This window comes from Thiocystis violacea (assembly GCF_016583565.1).
GTDB lineage: Bacteria > Pseudomonadota > Gammaproteobacteria > Chromatiales > Chromatiaceae > Thiorhodococcus > Thiorhodococcus violaceus_A.
Genome location: NZ_NRRF01000081.1, coordinates 1 through 16,935, shown reverse-complemented (window position 1 = coordinate 16,935; position 16,935 = coordinate 1). Strand labels below are relative to the sequence as shown.

At 60.8% G+C, this 16,935-nt stretch carries 14 protein-coding genes and 1 pseudogene; 3 read left to right on the top strand and 12 right to left on the bottom strand.

Annotation, left to right across the window (positions count from 1 at the left end; genetic code table 11):
• Both CKO23_RS26965 and CKO23_RS20965 read left to right on the top strand, forming a co-directional pair.
• Nucleotides 1-124 (top strand): annotated as a pseudogene (locus tag CKO23_RS26965) (IS1595 family transposase); the annotation flags it as partial.
• Between the two features lie 123 nt (nucleotides 125-247).
• Entirely contained in the window at nucleotides 248-457 is a 210-nt protein-coding gene (locus CKO23_RS20965) for a hypothetical protein (protein WP_200334509.1), read from the top strand.
• Nucleotides 458-471: 14 nt separating this feature from the next.
• Here the strand turns inward: CKO23_RS20965 and CKO23_RS20960 are convergent, their stop codons facing one another.
• The 4 genes from CKO23_RS20960 to CKO23_RS20945 are packed head-to-tail and all read right to left on the bottom strand — an operon-like array spanning nucleotide 472 to nucleotide 5,531.
• A complete protein-coding gene (locus tag CKO23_RS20960) occupies nucleotides 472-1,212 on the bottom strand; it encodes a sulfotransferase domain-containing protein (RefSeq protein WP_200334507.1) in 741 nt (246 codons plus the stop codon).
• Between the two features lie 20 nt (nucleotides 1,213-1,232).
• A complete protein-coding gene (locus tag CKO23_RS20955) occupies nucleotides 1,233-1,478 on the bottom strand; it encodes a hypothetical protein (RefSeq protein ID WP_200334498.1) in 246 nt (81 codons plus the stop codon).
• A gap of 4 nt (nucleotides 1,479-1,482) precedes the next feature.
• Complete coding sequence (locus tag CKO23_RS20950) at nucleotides 1,483-2,304, bottom strand: WcbI family polysaccharide biosynthesis putative acetyltransferase (protein ID WP_200334496.1); 822 nt, start codon at nucleotides 2,302-2,304, stop codon at nucleotides 1,483-1,485.
• Nucleotides 2,301-5,531: a glycosyltransferase family protein gene (locus CKO23_RS20945; protein ID WP_200334487.1), complete on the bottom strand. Its 3,231-nt coding sequence runs from the start codon at nucleotides 5,529-5,531 to the stop codon at nucleotides 2,301-2,303. The genes CKO23_RS20950 and CKO23_RS20945 overlap by 4 nt, the downstream gene beginning before the upstream one ends.
• A gap of 432 nt (nucleotides 5,532-5,963) precedes the next feature.
• Here CKO23_RS20945 and CKO23_RS20940 point away from each other — a divergent pair, with 432 nt between their 5' ends.
• Nucleotides 5,964-6,242, top strand: coding sequence for a helix-turn-helix domain-containing protein (locus tag CKO23_RS20940; RefSeq protein ID WP_200334485.1), 279 nt, complete (start codon nucleotides 5,964-5,966; stop codon nucleotides 6,240-6,242).
• A 399-nt stretch (nucleotides 6,243-6,641) separates the two neighbouring features.
• Here CKO23_RS20940 and CKO23_RS20935 read toward each other — a convergent pair whose 3' ends face one another.
• The 8 genes from CKO23_RS20935 to CKO23_RS20900 all read right to left on the bottom strand — a co-directional run bounded on the left by CKO23_RS20935 (nucleotide 6,642) and on the right by CKO23_RS20900 (nucleotide 16,293).
• Nucleotides 6,642-7,076, bottom strand: coding sequence for a DUF29 domain-containing protein (locus CKO23_RS20935; protein ID WP_200334483.1), 435 nt, complete (start codon nucleotides 7,074-7,076; stop codon nucleotides 6,642-6,644).
• 25 nt (nucleotides 7,077-7,101) lie between these two features.
• Entirely contained in the window at nucleotides 7,102-8,079 is a 978-nt protein-coding gene (locus CKO23_RS20930) for a phosphoglycerate dehydrogenase (protein WP_242482615.1), read from the bottom strand.
• Nucleotides 8,080-8,131: 52 nt separating this feature from the next.
• Nucleotides 8,132-8,323, bottom strand: coding sequence for a type II toxin-antitoxin system HicA family toxin (locus tag CKO23_RS20925; protein ID WP_346014652.1), 192 nt, complete (start codon nucleotides 8,321-8,323; stop codon nucleotides 8,132-8,134).
• Between the two features lie 18 nt (nucleotides 8,324-8,341).
• Nucleotides 8,342-8,551: a type II toxin-antitoxin system HicB family antitoxin gene (locus CKO23_RS20920; RefSeq protein ID WP_200334481.1), complete on the bottom strand. Its 210-nt coding sequence runs from the start codon at nucleotides 8,549-8,551 to the stop codon at nucleotides 8,342-8,344.
• Complete coding sequence (locus tag CKO23_RS20915) at nucleotides 8,548-9,246, bottom strand: acylneuraminate cytidylyltransferase family protein (RefSeq protein ID WP_242482614.1); 699 nt, start codon at nucleotides 9,244-9,246, stop codon at nucleotides 8,548-8,550. Before CKO23_RS20915 ends, CKO23_RS20920 begins: the two co-directional genes overlap by 4 nt.
• 16 nt (nucleotides 9,247-9,262) lie before the next feature.
• Nucleotides 9,263-10,918 carry an MBL fold metallo-hydrolase gene (locus CKO23_RS20910; protein WP_200334480.1) on the bottom strand — a complete coding sequence of 552 codons (1,656 nt, stop codon included), beginning with the start codon at nucleotides 10,916-10,918 and terminating at the stop codon, nucleotides 9,263-9,265.
• 8 nt (nucleotides 10,919-10,926) lie between these two features.
• Nucleotides 10,927-11,685, bottom strand: a complete 759-nt coding sequence (locus tag CKO23_RS20905; RefSeq protein WP_200334478.1) for an SDR family NAD(P)-dependent oxidoreductase — start codon at nucleotides 11,683-11,685, stop codon at nucleotides 10,927-10,929.
• 561 nt (nucleotides 11,686-12,246) lie between these two features.
• The gene (locus CKO23_RS20900) at nucleotides 12,247-16,293 is read right to left on the bottom strand and encodes a glycosyltransferase (RefSeq protein WP_200334452.1); all 4,047 of its coding nucleotides are present in this window, start codon (nucleotides 16,291-16,293) and stop codon (nucleotides 12,247-12,249) included.
• Nucleotides 16,294-16,935 lie beyond the last annotated feature (642 nt).

The following is a 16,935-nucleotide window of genomic DNA, read 5'->3' as shown; positions in this document are numbered from 1 at the left end:
TGCCAGCTACCTGAACGAGTTCGTGTTCCGCTTCAACCGCCGGCGGTCCCGCAGCCGTGGGATGGTGTTCTACCGGGTACTCGAACTCGCGATTGCGAACGAGCCTGTGCGCTACAAGGAACTCGCACTGACCCAGCGACCCCGAACAGTACTCCCCACCCCGCCGAGGGCAAATGGCCACCCGCCAAGCCTCGACCTCCCTCCCGCAAACCGTCCGTGGAGGAACTCCGGTTAAGTGGAGAGCCCAGTGGCGGTTACCTTTCAAAGAGTGGCGAAAGTGGCTGTTGTATTAGCACAGAATTTTATCGCCTTTCTGCTGCATTCATCACAAGAAAATTTCAGTCATCTAGTGAATAAAATACAACTTTTTGCGAACGAAATTTTCGATCCAAATTATAAGAAAAGAGAGACGTCATTAGGTCATATAAATAGATTGCTTCTGGAAGGCCAGACCTGAAAAATCCCGAACACCTATGGCAGGCATGTATATACGCCGCTGCTCCGAACCGCCATTTCGAGCCGCTCCCCGACTCCCTTCAGCTCGGCTTGGATCTCACCGGGAAGAGTAGTGTCCGCCCTATCGGCATAGCCCTTATATGTCTTACCACCATCCGGCGTGACAAGCGGGCTGGGCCGTTCGCGGCGGGCCAGAGCCTTGATGTAATCCGCGACAGAACCGAGATCCTTCGCCATCCGTTCCTGAGAGACAACGACCAAACGTTGTTGAGGGACAATCGACAGCATTGCTTCGAAATGACGATCATATTGGAGACGACGTCGGGCAAATCGTTCATAGTAGTCGGGAATGTTGCAATCGGCGTAGAAATCCCGTTCCTTGTAGGCGAAATGGCCCGGGTTATTGCCTGACCGGGCAATGGAGCGGTGCATGTTCCACCAAGAGACAAGCGCCCTGAGCGGGTCACGGACGCAGAGCACCATGATGCTCTCCGAATTGGCCCCGGTCAAATATTCCAGTGCTTCCTTGTTGTAAACATATGCGGTGAACTTGTGCGCTACGATGGGCCGCAACGCGATGGCCGGCGCGATAGTCCGGATGACCGGCCAAGTGACTTCAATTCCCCCTTCCGGTGTGCGCAGTGTCTGAATCTGGGGGTCGGTCTCAAAACGCCCCATCAGGGCCGTCGTTCCACATTTTGGAAACCCCGTCACAACGATTTCAGGCCATTCCACTGTTGTCATAGTCTCGTTCATCTTTCTATATTCCGCCTTATTTATATTCTACAGACTTTTTGTTCCTCATCTGTTTGCATGTGCCAATCGAGGTCGCGGGCGAGCTGCGCCTCGTCCTCCACATAACCCGAGGGGTTTGAGAAGGATTGGCAGGCGAGGCAGCCGTAGAGCGGCAGATCCCGCTTGGTGCGGATCGTCATCTTGTGGGTCACAAAGACCAGGAACGATTCGCCGCAGACAGGACAAGGCAGCGGGGCGACGGGGACTACGTGAGTCGTCTGTTCCATCGAGCTAGTCCTCGCGCGGGTGAGCGGCATAGATCGCGTAACAGGCCGCGACGAACTCCCTAGGCGAAAGGCTGTCCCGGCCCGCCGCCGCAGGCGGGGTGAAGGCGTCCATGGCATAGGACAGGCCCACCGCCTCAGCCACCCAGGGCCAGACCGGCCAGGCGCCATTCCGCACCAGCATGTCAGGCAGCCCGTCGGCGAGGCGCAGGCCGGGACGTTCTAGCAGCCGGGCCATCGCCTTTTCCGTGTAACGCGCGATCAGCACCATGGTCGGGTGGTTGAAGACGTGAAAGCTGTTCTCGCGCCGGACATGGGCCTCCATCTCCTCGGCGAAGGGGATGTCGACCTCTTGCTCGCGGGTGCGGAATTCCCCGAGACTGCGAGTCCAAGCGGCAGGGACGTCGATCCCCGCCCCGGCGCGTAGCCGCGCCTCCGCATCTGCCGCGCTGCACCCGGCAAGGAAGGCATCGCGCACGATGCGGCTGTGGTAGCCCGCGATCGGGCTCGGCAGTCGGGCGCCGAGCTTGCCAACATAGGTGCAGTCCGGCAGCGTACCGTCAAAATGCAAGTTGTGGATGAAGAGCAGGGGCCGGCGGTCGCCGTGGTCCGCCCGCAGGTCCGCCGCGACCAGCCGGCTGTAGCGTGGCGCGACGAGCGGCTGGGCGAGTATCGCGTCCATGCCCGCCAGCGCCTCCGCCGCTGCGGCGCAGTCCGCCTCGGACATGGCGAAGACCTCCCAGGCGGTGCAGGAGACCTCGGGTAGGGTCGCCTCGATGAGCACCTTCATCGGCGTCACCTGGCAGTTGCCGATCAAGGCGAGCTTCATCGCACGGCACTCGCTGTGGTCGCCTGAGCGGCGACTCGGGCCTCCGCCCGGGCGCGGACCTTCTCGAAATGAGTCTTGAGCGGGCTGTCGGCGGGCAGGGCGGTGAGCGCATCGGTGACCCGTCTGGCCAGGTCCATGTCCGCCGCTAGGGCCTTGAGGGCCCCGGGTGGATCGAGCAGCAACGCCGTGGTGCAGGAGTGCAACACCAGCCGCTGCGCCTCAGACCCCATCGCCGCCAGCGACGCTAGGCGCGCGGGGGCGCTCGCCGGAACTCGTGCGGGGGTGGGGCGCTGCGCCATGCTACGGGCATGGGCCTCCACCGCAGCGAGCTTGTGGCGCCGCTGCGCGTGATCGGCGGCTTGGGCCTGCGTGGGCGCCGCCGTCGCGCCGGCGCCCGCAGCCTGGGCCAGGATGCCCGCGAAGGCGCTGCGCAGGCGGTGGATGTCATGCTCAACGAAGGCCTGCCGGCGGCCCGCCTCGGCCAGGGCCGCGCGTTCCTCAGGGTTCCCTGCCAGCTCCGCCAAGGCCCGCTCCAGCGCCACACCGTCAGGGGTGTCGACCACCTTCGCCACCTCTGATCCGGAGAGATAGGCTACCGTCGCCGACTCCTGCGGCCCATGCGCCAGCAGTGCCGCGCCCGAGGCCAGGCATTCGGGCATTTTGTTGGCCATGCTGTAGCGGATGTAGCGCAGGCTCTCCTCGTCGAAATTGTAAGCGATCAGCAGCACGTCGGCCTCTGCCAGCCAGCGGCGGTACTCGGGGATGGTCTTGTCCGCCAGCCCGAGCCGGGTGGCGGGGAAGCGCGCGAACAGCGCCTTGCACTGCTCCAGCCACCAGGGCTGGGTGCTAATCTCAAACCGAATCTTCGTGCCGGAGCGCGCGAGGCTCTCCACCGACGCGGCCACGCGCAGCACGCTCTCGCGGTTCATGTCGAGGGCGAGCCCGCCGGCATAGCGCAGCACGCATTCCTGGCGTTCGGGTCTAGCGACCGGCAGCCAGTCGGCCGGGTCGATGCCGTTGGCAAGCGGGCGAAACGGCACGCCGTAGCGCTGCACGAAGGCCTCGGACATGGCGCCGCTGATCGACAGGCAAGCGGCGGAGCGGGCCAGAAGGTCAGCGAGGTCGGCCTTCATCCGGGTCCAAGCCTCGGGCGCCTCTGCCGCCATCCGGGCGGGCCAGTCGTCCATGATCCAGGTAACCAGCGGCTTATTCAGGCGGGCGATCTCGTCCATGGCGAAGCGGTGCAGTGCCTCGGTGTCCGGCGTCGGGCGGTAGAGCACGACATCGGGGGCGAAGGCGTCGATCGCCTTGCGCGCGGCCTCTGTCACCTTGTCCGCCCCCTGACCTGCCGCGAGGGCCGTGATGGGGAAGCGCGTGCCCTCGCGATGCACCGTGGCCAACCCCTCGGTGCCGTGCCGGGCGATCTGGAGAAAGGCCGCCTCAGGCCAGTCGGCTAGCAGGTTGGACTTGATTTCGCCGGTAGCCGTGCCGTTGCCGGCGGCCGTCATGTCGATCATCAGAACGCGGGGGTATCCGCAGGTGCTGCCCTCCCGCAGGCTCGGCTCGAACTTGCCCTCGGCCAGATGCGCCAGCACGATCTTGTGCACTGTGCGGTTGTGCAGGATGTAGGTCTCGGGGCTGTTCAGTCGAAGGTCGGAGATCATCGACTCGTCGGAGCCGGCGATATCCATGTTGCCCGAGATGTTCTGCAAGAAGTCGACGTACCGGAAGCGGTGCGCCGACTGCTTCCAGGTGTCCATCACCGCCTGTTCGCGGATCTGGTCCTGGGAGAACATGATCTCGAGGATGCAATCGTAGGCTAGGCGTTTGTCCTTGTCGCGCACCAGCCGCCAGGTGTGATGCTCCCAGAACTCGGTCAAAAAGGTCTGGAAGTCGGGATCGCCGGCGGCATAGACCGCGTTGCCGTTCAGGTGGCGGACATAGTCCTTGCCCAGTTTTTCCAGCCCGCGATAGGCGCTGCCCATGATCCAGAACGGCTCCGACGTATCCACCAGCCGTTGCAGCCGGGTGAGCCAGCCGCGCCGGATCGGCAGGCAGTCGGTTTCCATCAGAAAGGTATAGCGGCCGTATTTCGCGATGCGGCGGATCGCGGAAAAGAACTGGTTGTTCGGCCCAGCCTTATAGCCATGGTCGCCCACCTGCTGGGTGTAGTCGCGAATATACACGTCGCGGTCGCCTTCGAGGTCGAGGTATTCAAAACAGACCCCGCTGAAGAACCGCTTCATCCCGTTGGCGAGGAAGGCCTGCGTGATCCGGTCCTGATGCTCGCGGCCCGAAGCGTTGTTGAACACGAAAACGAGCGCGGGCTTGTTCTGGAGCGTCTCCCGGTCGGCGGGGCTGAATTCCATGCGGTTCCAGAGCTCGAAATTTGCCAGGATCGCATCGATCTCGCCTTTGTTGCAGGGCACCATGACGCTGCCTAGGTGGCTTTCGTCGGTGACCTCCTCGATCGCGACATAGGGAAAGATGTCCCGGTCCGACAGGATCGACTGCCGGTTGGCGTTGTAGATCGTGCAGGGCACGGCGTTAGCCTTGAAATCCTTGGGGATCAGCTCGAAAGAACGCGGGTGCAGGTTGCCGTCATGGGCGGCCGGATTGGGGATGTTGTAGAGGTCGCCGGCCTTCTGGTAGCCGTCGAAGAAGTAGTTGGGGTTGCACTTGGGCGTGGACTTGATGACCAGGCCGATCTCGCTGGTCGCTTCCGCCTCGGGCAGGATCTCTACATAGCGCAGGTCGATACCGAGCAGGACGATCCGGTCATGCCCTAAATTCGCGGCATAGCGCACCGAATGCGCCCCTGTGGTGATCTTGGAGGTATCCGACAGCTTGAACGCAGGCTTGTCATACAGCCGGGGCAGGCCGAGTTCCTTGGCCTTCTGATGGTACCAGTAGCCAGAGGTCTGGTCGAAGGAAGTGAAGTCGGAATGCCCAAGCCGGTGCGCGTGATACTCGAAGAACGAGCCATGGACAAAGACCTTCTTGACCAGACCCTGAGCATAGAGGCGCTCGATCTCTGCGTGGTGGGTCTTAATCAGCTGGTCGTCGAGGCAGGCGTAATAGGTCGGATACCAGCCGATGCGGTCCCAGTGCCGGTAGGCGGCGTTCATCCCCAGCGTGGTGAAGCCCGCCAGCCGGTGAAAGTCGAACCCCCGCAGGGAGGGTCCGTTGCCTATGACAATGCAGGTATTGGCAAAACTATGGATCATGGGGATTTTCACTAAAGGGTTATCAGTGCGATGGTCGGGCTACTATACTCCATATAGGCATAAATCGAGCTTTAATCATATAGACTCTGAGCAAGCTTTTTGACCTTCTGTATTTGATTTATAGCCATCTTATTTGATAACCGGACATCCTCGCGCGGCCAGCGCCTTGGCGGCGCGGGGCAGGGCTGTGAAGGTCACGAAAAGTGTAGAAACGTAACCGATTGATTTACCTGCTTTGCGCTGCCTCAAATCCGGTGCTAACCACCGGAGCACCGCCTGGGTGCCCGCGTAAAGTGCTGATTATAAAAGTTGTATTTTCGCACCTTCAAAGCCCTGGCGGCGCGGGGTTAAAATTAATCCCTGTCTGGATGTCATATTAACTGGCTATATACTCGTCGCTAACATGTAAACGCCTTGTACATTTTTCTACCGATGATCAATATCGAGTTTTCTGAGCAGGGTTTAAAAAAAATTAAGCAGTTGAGTTACGAGCATTCACATCCAAGAGTGCGCCGGCGCATGGAGATCCTGTGGTTGAAGAGCCAGGGTCTTGAACACCAGGAGATTTGTCGGCTCGCAGGCGTTTCGAGCAACACCCTACGGGAGTACCTCAGGCTGTTCCAGGCCGGCGGGATCAAGAAAGTGACGGAACTCAACTTCTACGCCCCGACAAACGTCAAGCAGGGGGTCTCCCACTGCTCAGGGCTTTGAAGGTGCGAAAATACAACTTTTATAATCAGCACTTTACGCGGGCACCCAGGCGGTGCTCCGGTGGTTAGCACCGGATTTGAGGCAGCGCAAAGCAGGTAAATCAATCGGTTACGTTTCTACACTTTTCGTGACCTTCACAGCCCTGGTCTCCCACTGCGCATTTCTTCGACCATCTACCGCTCATTGTCTATGACGTATCGAAAAACAAGAGGTCACAGAGAGAGGTCACAGAGTAAGGTCTTGAAAAGCTAACATCTCGCCAACCAACAGATACCAGAGAAATATTCAGGCTGTATTTTCCGCGTGATTTGCCACTGAGCGCTCGTTCAGCCAAGAACGATCAACCGCTTGATGATGGAGCACATGAGTGTCAAGTCCGCTCATCCGCGTCTGAATCCATCACTCAGGATGAAACTCCAGATTCAAAATATCGTTCTGAGCATAAGGGCACTCATTCGGAAAGGCGCTTTCATCGAAGCCAGTCTCTTTTGCGGCCAACAGAATCGCATCGCCATAGGCGTCGCCGATAAAATCAGAGATCCTGGCCCGCAAGCTGGGGTTATCGTTCAGCAAGCGTTGCAACTGACGGCGCTGCTCTTTGAGCGTGAGCTCCCAACTGCGGCCGCGAAACGACGGCTGATGGTGCCATTTGAGAAAATGGGCTAATAATACAGCCAGTCGGTTGATGAGTTCTCGTCGTTCACTCGCACCCATACTCTCGACTTCATCAATCAAGCTTTCAAAATCGACCTCGGACCAGTTTCCGGCTTTGAGTAAATCAACCTGCTGCTGAGTCCAGGCATAGAAATCCACATCATGAAGTTTTGTACTCATGGTTGTCTTCCTGTCCTGTATTGGGTCAACCCACTTGGCTACCCATCAGGAATTCGGCTAGCTTATCGATGGCAATCTCACTGGTGCGAGCCACCGCATCCGCCGTATTGGAGGCATTATGCGAGCCAAAGACGCATCTTGGGTGTTGGCGCAGGTAGGAGTCCGCCGGCAGCGGCTCCACCTCGAAGACATCCAGCGCCGCCGAGTGCACCTGCCCGACGCGCAGGGCGGCCTCCAGCGCCGCCTCATCGATCACCGGCCCGCGCCCGACATTGATCATCCGCACGCCGGGCTTGGCTTGGGCCAGGGTCTCGGCGTTGACCAGGTGGCGGCTGGAGTCGGTGAGCGCGCAGGTGACGAGGATGAAATCGGCCTCCTCCAGCCGCTGCGGCCAGGCTGCCCGCTGGACTGCGCTCAGTTCAGGCGCCTCGTGGGTGCTGGGGGCCGCAAAGGGATCGTAGGCGATGACCTGCATATCAGCCGCGAGCAGGCGTTTGGCGGCGCTTTTGCCGATGTCGCCAAAGCCGACCAGGGCGACGGTCTTGCCGGCCAGGGAGATGCCGCGCGGCTTGGGCCAGCCGCCGGCACGCACGGCGCGGTCGATGGCGAAGGTGTCGCGCGCCAGCGCAATGACATAGCCCATCGCGATATCTGCCACCTCAGCGCCAAACATATTGGGCGTGTTGGTGATCGGAATCCCCAGCTCCTTACAAGCGGCGAAATCGACGTTATCAACGCCGATGCCCCATTTGACGGCGGCTTTGAGCTGCCCGGCCTTGCCGGCCTCGAAGACGGCGCGGGTGGCGGGGTCGTCGCCAATGATCCAGCCGTGGTGCTGGGGGACCAGCTCGATGAGCTCCTCGACCGAGAGCGTTTGCACCACCTTGGGCGCGGTGACGATCATGCCGTGTTGCTCGAACAGGGGTTGGAAGCTATCGATCATGCCCAGCATCGGTGGGCAGGTGACCAGAACGTTCATGGGCTTTTCGCTGTTTTTCATCATTTGAAATCGCATCCTTCAATCTTCGGCTTTCTAGTCACCGATCAGCCAAGAATTAATCGGGTGTCAGGTCAATGTCCTTGATGATTTGGCGTAACAGCGGTGGCGAGATATCTCGGCCTGAGTGACAAGGGACGGTGGCTCCCCTGCCATCAGGGTGCCGGAACTGCTTATGCGAACCCCTTTGCCTGACCTCAACAAAACCCAATCGCAATAGAATCGCGACAACTTCTCCAGGCTTGAGCACTGGAATATGTCCCACGGCTCATGCCACCGCAATCTGCTGCACACCGACAAATTCCGATTCAAGCACGGGGTCGCCATCTTCCAAAAGCATTTCAATGACTTCTTTCAAGTTAACTTGCAATTCGTCCAGCGTTTCAGCCTGAGTGTGAGCACCTGGGAACCCAGGAATAAAGCCAACATAATAGCCAGTCTGGGGGCAACGTTCGATGACGGCGGCAAACTGCTTCATGCGGTCTGCTCCAGCAGGTGTTGGGCGGCGACGACGGCGAAGTCCCAGTCGGCCGGGGTGTCGATGTCGATGGATTCGAACTTGGCGCTTTCGTACATCATGGGTTGTTGGCCGATGCGGGCCTGGGTCTTGGCGAAGCTGTCGCGAGTGAAGAGGTAGAGGTTGGAGTTCTCCTCGAACCAAGGCTCCAGATCCTGGGTGCGGATGAGGTTGTCCGGGTCGTGGTTCACTGGGGAACAGTCCGCACGGTAGAAGCGGGTCTGGATCTTATCGACGGTGAACAGCGAGTCGGCGCGGTCCTCGGCCTGGGCCTCACGAAAGGCGTTGAGGGCGCCTTGCACGGTTTCGGCCTTCATCAGCGGATTGGTGGTGTGGGTCATCAGGTAGATGTCGGCGTCGACGTTGGCGACATCATCGGCCAGCACCAGATTCATGGAGACAAAGTCGCCGCAGATCTCGGGTTTGCGGTCGCGGATGAGGAGGCGGTCGGTGTCGACCAGCCCGTGGCTGGCGAGGATGTCGCGGGCGTCGGTGTTGATGACGATCCGGTCGATGTCTGCAATGCTGAGCAGGGTGTCGAGTATCCAGCGGAACAGGGGCTTGCCGCAAAAATCGCGGAAGTTCTTGCCGCTGACTCGGGCGCTGTGAGCCTTCATGGGCAGCAGGGCGACGATGCGGGGTTTGGCGGGTGGCATGGGCGGCGGCTTCTCTCTATTCCGGGAAGAAGTATTTGTCTTTCTCGCTGTGCGAGAGCTTGCGATGTTGATGGTTACCCTTGTAGACGCCCAGGTATTGGTGCCAGCGGTAACGCAGGATGTTGGTGGCGTGTCTCCGCCAGCTGCCCTCACACCAGGCGCTGCGCCAGTCTTTATAGACGCTGGTGGTTAGGTAGCGTAACGCATCGACGGCGTTGACGTGGACTTGCGGCATGATGCGCTGCAGGGCGATGGCCTCGCGCTCGAAGCGCCGCTGGATCTTGGCCCAGGTCTCTTCGTGGTAGTGATAGACCGGCGCGTCCGGGACATAGGCGACTTGGCCACCATTTTGCACCAAGCGTTGGGCGAGTTCCATATCTTCCAGGCCGGTGAGGTCTTCATTGAAGCGGAGGCGCTCCCACTGGGCGTGGCAGAGGGCCGCATTGGCATTGTTGCAATAGAAGTCCTTTTGGCCGTTGTCGCGTTCAGCGGGGAAGTATTTGCTGAAGATGCGCGTCTCGCTGTAGTGGCTGTTGTCGCCGCCGAGCTGGCGGCCGAAGCTGTAATGGGCGCGGTTGTCCAGCAGCGGCTGGCAGAGGCGTTGCAGCCAGTGCGGGTCGACCGGGACGCAGTGGCCGCTGGTGATAACCAGGAGATCTCCTTCGGCGGCTTCGCAGCCGAGGTTGAGCGAGCGGCCGAAGGAGAATTCCTCGCGCGCGATGTGGAGGATGCGGCAGCCGTGGCGCTCGGCGATCTCGAGCGTGCCGTCGGTGGAGCCGGAGTCGACGATGATGATCTCAACGCCAAGGCCCTGGATGTGCTGCTCGGCGATGCGGTTGAGCAGGTCGTCGAGGTGGCGCGCTTCGTTCAGGGTGCGGATGATGATGCTGACACGGGCGTCGGCCAGGTTTAGCGTGTTGGGCGAGAGCAGCAGGCTGAACTTGGGGCGCTGGCGCTGGTAGACGGCGCGGATCTCTTCGGGCGTGGTCTCGTTGGCGGCGAACATGTCCCAGTGCACGGCCACGAGCTGTTTGGCGCCGATCTCTTCGGCCAGGCCAAAGGCGTCGCGGATGGACATGTTGCCGATGATGCCGCGCCGAGCGCGGTAAAAGTTGTGCTCGTTGACGGGCAGGAAGACGGTATGGATGGGGCCTTCTGCCTTGAGAGCATCGATGATTTCTTGGCGCACGGCGGTGTCGCCGGCGAGGTAGAGGCGCTTGCCGGCGTATTCGAGCAGGTAGCCGACATAGGCGAGATGACCGTTGGCGTCGCGCTCGATCTCGGGATGGGCGGCGGGGATGGCGCGGGCCTTGAGGCCGGGGGCGAGCGGAAGCCAGGCTTCTTCGGCGAGCTGAAGGCGTGCCTCCGGGATGCCCCACTGCGCCAGGATGGCGGCGACGGGGCTGGGGACCAGGAAGCGCGCCTGCGGTGAGGCTTGGGCGAGCTTAGGGATGCTGTGCGGGTCGCAGTGGTCGATGTGCGCGTGGGTGAGCAGCACCCAGTCGGCGTCGGTGACTGACTGCGGTGGGAAGGGGATCGGCACCTGGCGCTCCAGGTCTGGCGCATCCAGCTCCTGGACCGAGTTGGACAGGTAGGGATCCAGATAGAGGGTGGCGCCTGGGAAAGACAGCTTGCAGCCGGACTGGCCGAGCATTTCGACGGGGATGCGCATAGTGCCGTTCAACCGGGATCGTGTAGACAGCCGGCGATGCCGCCATCGAAGCCGATGGTAGTGCCGGTGAAAAAGGGGCTGTTGGTCTGGACCAGGCACAGCGCGAGGTGCGCCAGGTCTGCCGGTGCGCCGATCTCACCGCACGGGTGGAAACGGGCAAGCTGCGCCAAGCCCTCGGGGTCGGCGGCGAAGCCGGCGGTCAGCATGTCGGTGGCGATGGCCGCGGGTTCTAGGTTGAGGACGCGCACCCGCCCGCCCAGATCGAGCGCCAGGGCGCGCGTGAGCGCCCCGAGTGCGGCCTTGCTGGTGGCGTAAGCGGCAAAGCGGCGCTTGGTGAGCCGGGCATGGATACTGCCGATGTTGAGCACACAGCCGCGCGCGGCTTCGAGTTCGGGTAGCAGGGCCTGGGTGAGAAAGAAGGGCGCGAGCAGGTTGACGTCGAGCGTGGCACGCCAGTCGGCGCGCGTCAGGTTCGCGGTATCGCCCAGGATCTGGAGGGCCGCGTTATTGATGAGGACGTTCAGGCCTTGCCCCGCCAATTGTTGACGCACCGGACCGAGCAGACGCTCAGTCCGGTCGGAATCCTCGACCAACTCCGCCAGATCGGCTTGCAGGTAGTGCGCGGCACTCAAGTCCGCCGGCTCCAGCATACGGTCGGTGGCGATGACGCGATAGCCTGCTGCCTGGAAGGTCTTGACCAGTACGCAGCCGATACCGCCAGCGGCGCCGGTGATGAGGGCGGTTGGTGTGGAAAGTTGATTACTCATAGCTAAGTCGCTGGTTAAGCGTCACGCCCACCCCTTTAAGGGTTTCACAAAGTGTACAATCGTAACTACTTGATCTGCTTGGCTAGGGTTTGTCGAAATCTCGGCCATGGCTCCGTTTGACACCATGAAAAACCAACGACTATTCAGCCAAGCATTTGATTTTATAGGTTGTATTTTTGCACCTTAAAAGGGCTGGAGTCACACCTAGTGCAGCAGAGTTAAAGTCATAAGACCGTTTGGCTCAATGCGCCGAAAACCAGTCTGGAAGCGTATCTGCCGGATTTCGAAAGACGGTTCCTGGGCGCAGACCTAACTGAAAACGGTACCAGGACTTCCATACGAGACCACTAGGTTCTCGAGGAATACTCAGCTATCTGGCAATGACAGGAGCAGCATCTTTGTGCTGGGCCAGAAGTAGGAACATGGATGGCGAAACCGATTGCCGTGCCCTGCCCGAGGCAGCCTTACGGTGCTTTAATTTCTTGTGTTTGCGTTTCTTGCCCACAGGGATACTCCAAACGTTCGCGATTCGGGTTCGGCCAGATTAGGAAAACGTATTGTTCATCCTTGAAGCCCGAAGACGGCACGGTAGTCGCCCTTTTCAAAGACAGTGCAAGCACCATCAAGAGTGGCATCGATGATGCGACGGCCAGCTTTTTCATATTCCCGTCGGGCGAGGCGGTAGGACTCTTCTGAATGCGCAAGGTCGGGATTATCCCAGGTCTGACCACCGCCGAAATAGTCGGGACTGAAATGGTTGGGATCGGCACCATCGAGTACACATGCCTCGTTCGGGTTGCCGCTGTACTCGTAACGATGATCCATACCGATGATGACTACCTCTGTGAAGCCAAGATAATAGGCCACTTGCAGGGCTGCGTGAGTGACAGTCCAACCCTCGTGCATGCCTTCCCTGGCGATGTCGCGGCAGAAGCCTGGACGTTTAATGCCGTTATTGTCAAGTTCGTAGGCATGCGTGCGTACGAGGTAGGTAAGTGCGTCCTCGCGCAGAACGTCCTGGGCTGCACCTTGACCAATGAATTTGCGGCACGTCAGCGCCTTGATCTCATTGGCGGCCTGATTTACCACCTTGAGATTGACCGCGACATAGTAGCGCGGATAGAACCGGAATTTCTTGATGCCAAGATAGATCTTGTTCATGCCGATACAGATCTCGCGCTTGAGGAAGGACAGATCCATCCGATTGAGCGAGGGACCGTTGGCGACAAGCACGCATCGCTCGCCGGTATGGCTATCTTTTAAGTCCGCAAGGCGAGTGTTTATGACCATTGATCTCGGGGCTTGCGATATACGCGACCATGCGTCAACGCCTCGTGGTTTGATGCTAGAATTCACGCTTGCCTGAATGAAATCCAACAGCGGCGTCTCAGACAGACGCAACCGGCGCTCATGAAAGTGCCATGCCCCGCTGGACAATTGTTCGCGCAACCGCGCATCGCGCTGGAGGGTGCGGACAGCTTGAGCCATCGCCTCAGCCGTGGAGGATTCCAGAATGAAGGCATCCTGTCCGTGTCTCACCTTGCGCCCGACATGGCTGCGCGCCAGCACCACGGGGCGCCCCATCGCGAAAAACTCTGGCAGCTTGCTGGGAATCCGCTGATCGTTGAACGCCCCCGGCTCGCCTGGCTGCACCAACACGTCAGCCGCCGCGAGGATCTCGGGCACCTGTTCGCGCGCCACCCAGCCAAGTTCATGCACATGGGGCGACGGGACGATAGCGTCCTCGGTGCCCTTGCCGTTCAATCCGGTGCGTAGCAGGACGGTGGGATGACCTTGCTGGTTGAGCCGTTCCACGGCGCGATAGAGTTCGGCGACATCGGCCTTGTTCGCCGCATGGACGTTTCCGGTGTAGGCCAGCACACAATAATCGTCGGGAATGCCGCGCTGATGTCGCAGCGCGCGGTTCTGCGGGCGTGGATGGAAGAGGCGCTCGTCGACCGGCGCGGACAACACCAGTGATGGAACGCCACGGGTATTGAAGCGCTCCAGCGTGTCGACGATCAGGGTCAGGCCATCGGCCTGATCGAGAAACCGGCGCCCGCGCAGCGGATGATAGCGATGCGCGGGGATACGTGTGTCGAGGTCTTCGAGCGACAGGCGTGCCAGTTCAGCGAAGCTGTGGGCGAGCGTGGCCTCGGTTAGATACTCTTCGTTGTCTTCCAGATGGATGAGCAGCGGACAGGGCGAGCGCTCGCGAAATGCCTCGACAAAACGGCGCACACACTCGCGCGGAGTCCAGGCATGGATCAAGTCGGGGCCGCGCCCATCGCTGAAGAGGGCTGTCCGCCCGTTCGTCAGGGCCTGGGTGTAGGAACAGGCGCCGAGCACGTCAGTGAGTACAGTGGTGGACTCGACGTGGTGGACGTCAGGCACAACGACCCTGCAGTCCACACCGCACGCCTGGAGTTGAGCGGCATGCAGCTGGACATGGTAGCCACTGTTGCTGTCAAGGGCCTGGGGCAGGACGAAGAGTAGGTTCAGGTGCGACGGCGGCGAGGGCGTGTTCGCTTTGCGGGACGTGACTTGGCTCGACAAGTGGGCCACGGAGGCGATTGAGCGTTCCTCGGGATGGGGCGTTGACCGGGCCGCCAACTCGCGGACCTGCGCACTCCAGAGGGCCTTGAATCGACGATGGTTGCGTTCGATGCGCTCGCTGGTGAGCTTGTGATCGCGCTTGCGCGTGCTGCTCTCGGCGTGCTGCAAGCCGATGCGGGTCAAACACCAAGAAGTCTTGCTGCGATCGCGGCTCATACGCAGGCAGAAATCGATGTCTTCCAACCCGTAGTCGTAGTCGGTCGAGAATCCGCCCAATCGCTCGAAGTCGCGTTTGCGGCAAAGCAGGAAGGCGCCGGTGACGGCGGGCTGACCAGATCCTTGAGAAAGCTCGATCGATTCAGCTCCTTCCTCGCCGCATCCCATGCGGTCTTCTAGCTCGTTGGATTCAGCTAACGAGTGGGCCGGCGATCGCGATCTCGAATCGCTCCCACGGGATGCTACGCTCTGCGCTAAGTAGGCCTTGAGACTGGGATGACGAATCTGCCTGGGATGATGATAGCCGCGCTGCTCGCTCCAGGGGAATTCGATTCCAAGATGCTGGATACCTGGCTCCTGACCCGGTGGGAGGCTGTCGGGATCATCGTCAAGACGAATGCCGACGATGCCGATGTCCGGGTCGGCGAGCTTGCGGAGCGCGATGGGCAGAGCATCGGCGGTATAGATGATGTCGTTGTTCAGGAACAGCAGCTTGGGGTAACGCGCCCAGTCGGCGGCAAGATTGCACGAGGCAGAGAAGCTGTAGTTGGCGCCGCGCTGGATATACCAGATGTCGCCTTGGTCGCGATAGCGGCCGATGACCGCCTCGGTGTCGTCGCTTGGATCACCACAGGCATCGTGGTCGATGATGATCAGCTCGACTGGGCGATGGGTGTTGGTGGCGAAGAAGGTTTTCAACAGACGGGCCAGCAGTGCGGCACCATTCAGGGTAAGGATGATGATCGAGACCCCATCGCGGTGGGCGGTTCTCGCCCGGGGCAGTGTTCTGAGGAACGAGCCAAGGAGTGACGACGCACAGAGGCGCTCAAGCTCGGGCGCGAGCCTTCGCGCGCGCTGGCGCAGGCGTGAGTCCATAAGCGATTTCAGGACCGCACGATTGGCCTCGAAGGAGAGTTGTCGCAGGAATTCAGGGGCATCCGCGGCGCCTGCCTGGTCGAGCGCTTGACGGAGCACCGGCACTAGGGTGTCGCGCGTTACCGGTATCACGGCACCACTCTCGACGAGATCGGCCAGGTCTGGTGTCGGCTCGGCAAGCAGGGTCAAGCCCATGACGCGCGCGTCACTGAGCGGGCTAGGAGTCTGGAACCGAGCCGTCTGAGAAGCCGGCTCGTGCATGAAAAGGACGATGTCGGCAGAGGCCAACAGGTCTGGGGCGTTCTCGAAGCATGAAACCTCAAGGAAATGGGTCCGCAGACCGGGAATGGCGCGCAAGCCACTGTGAAGACTCTGGGGTAATGCGGGAATGGAGTCCGCTATAAGGAAGAGTACATTGGGGCGGTCAAGGCTCGCCAGAGCGTGACCAGTTCCGAGGAGTTCCCTGCGCTGGAGCGGATTGCCGAGCAAGAGGATGACCTGCTGGCTTTGGGCGATGCCGAGCTGCTCGCGGGCGCGCTGTCGGCGCTGCGCACAAAGCTGAAAGCGGTTCTCGTCGCGGGCATGGTGGACGATGGTACCGCCGTAGCATTGCTGCAGGGCGCGATTGGCGACGGTGAGACCGTCGAAGGAGTTGGCAAGCCCAACGGCGAGATGGGTCCAGATGGAGCCGGTCAAGGGGCCGAGAGTTGCGTCGTGGGAGCGGCCTGAAGGCACTGCGCGGGCCGTCTCAATCGTTTGCGAGGCCTGCGTCGCGGCTGGGAGCCGTTCCCACGGACAACCAGTGCTCGATTGCAGATCGGCCCCGTGGAGTTGGAGGAGATGCTCAAGGGTGAGTGGCTCTGTGGCATCCACGAAGGCGAGCTCTTCCTCGTCAATGTCGACCAGGACCGACGCGCCCCAGAGCAGTTTGTAGAGCAGCCCGACGAAGATGTTGGGCATGTGCGGTTTGGAGAGGTGCACCAAGTCATAAGGGTGCGCCAGGACCAGCGCGAGCGCCTGCCGGATGAAGCAGCTTTCGTCCTCGATCAGGATGACGTGCGTGGGTGTGGCGGTGTCTCGGATCGGCGCCCAACTCTGACGGCTCCCTTGCGGGAAGATACAACCGATGATCTCGACCTCGGCTTGGGTGTTATAGAGTCGGGCGAGGGTATCGACGCGCTCGGCGCCGTCAGTAGCTAGGTTCCAACCGCAAACGGCGACGCGTGGGTGCATGGCGGCGGCGCGGGCCTGGCGATGGCGTTCACGGGCGAGCGCCAAGTTGTCGGCAACGGCTAGTGTATCTGACAGCTCGGGCGCCGTCAGCAGCAAGTGAGCATAGTGGCAGATAGCATCTTCGTGACGATCCGCGCGCAGCGCCGAATTCCCCTGGGCGAGCTGAGTGGGCACGACCGAGGCGGCGGCTGGGCGATTCATGCCGGTTGCGAGGGGCCGCAATGGGCGTCGCTCTTGCTCGCCTTAGAAGATATCCGGAACATAGTTTGCTTAAACTTTAGGTTTCTTGGAGTTTTCGGAATAAGATTTGTGCGCAAGCCAGGTGAATCAGTGCCAAGTAATTGGGCATCTGGCAAACATAACGGGTAC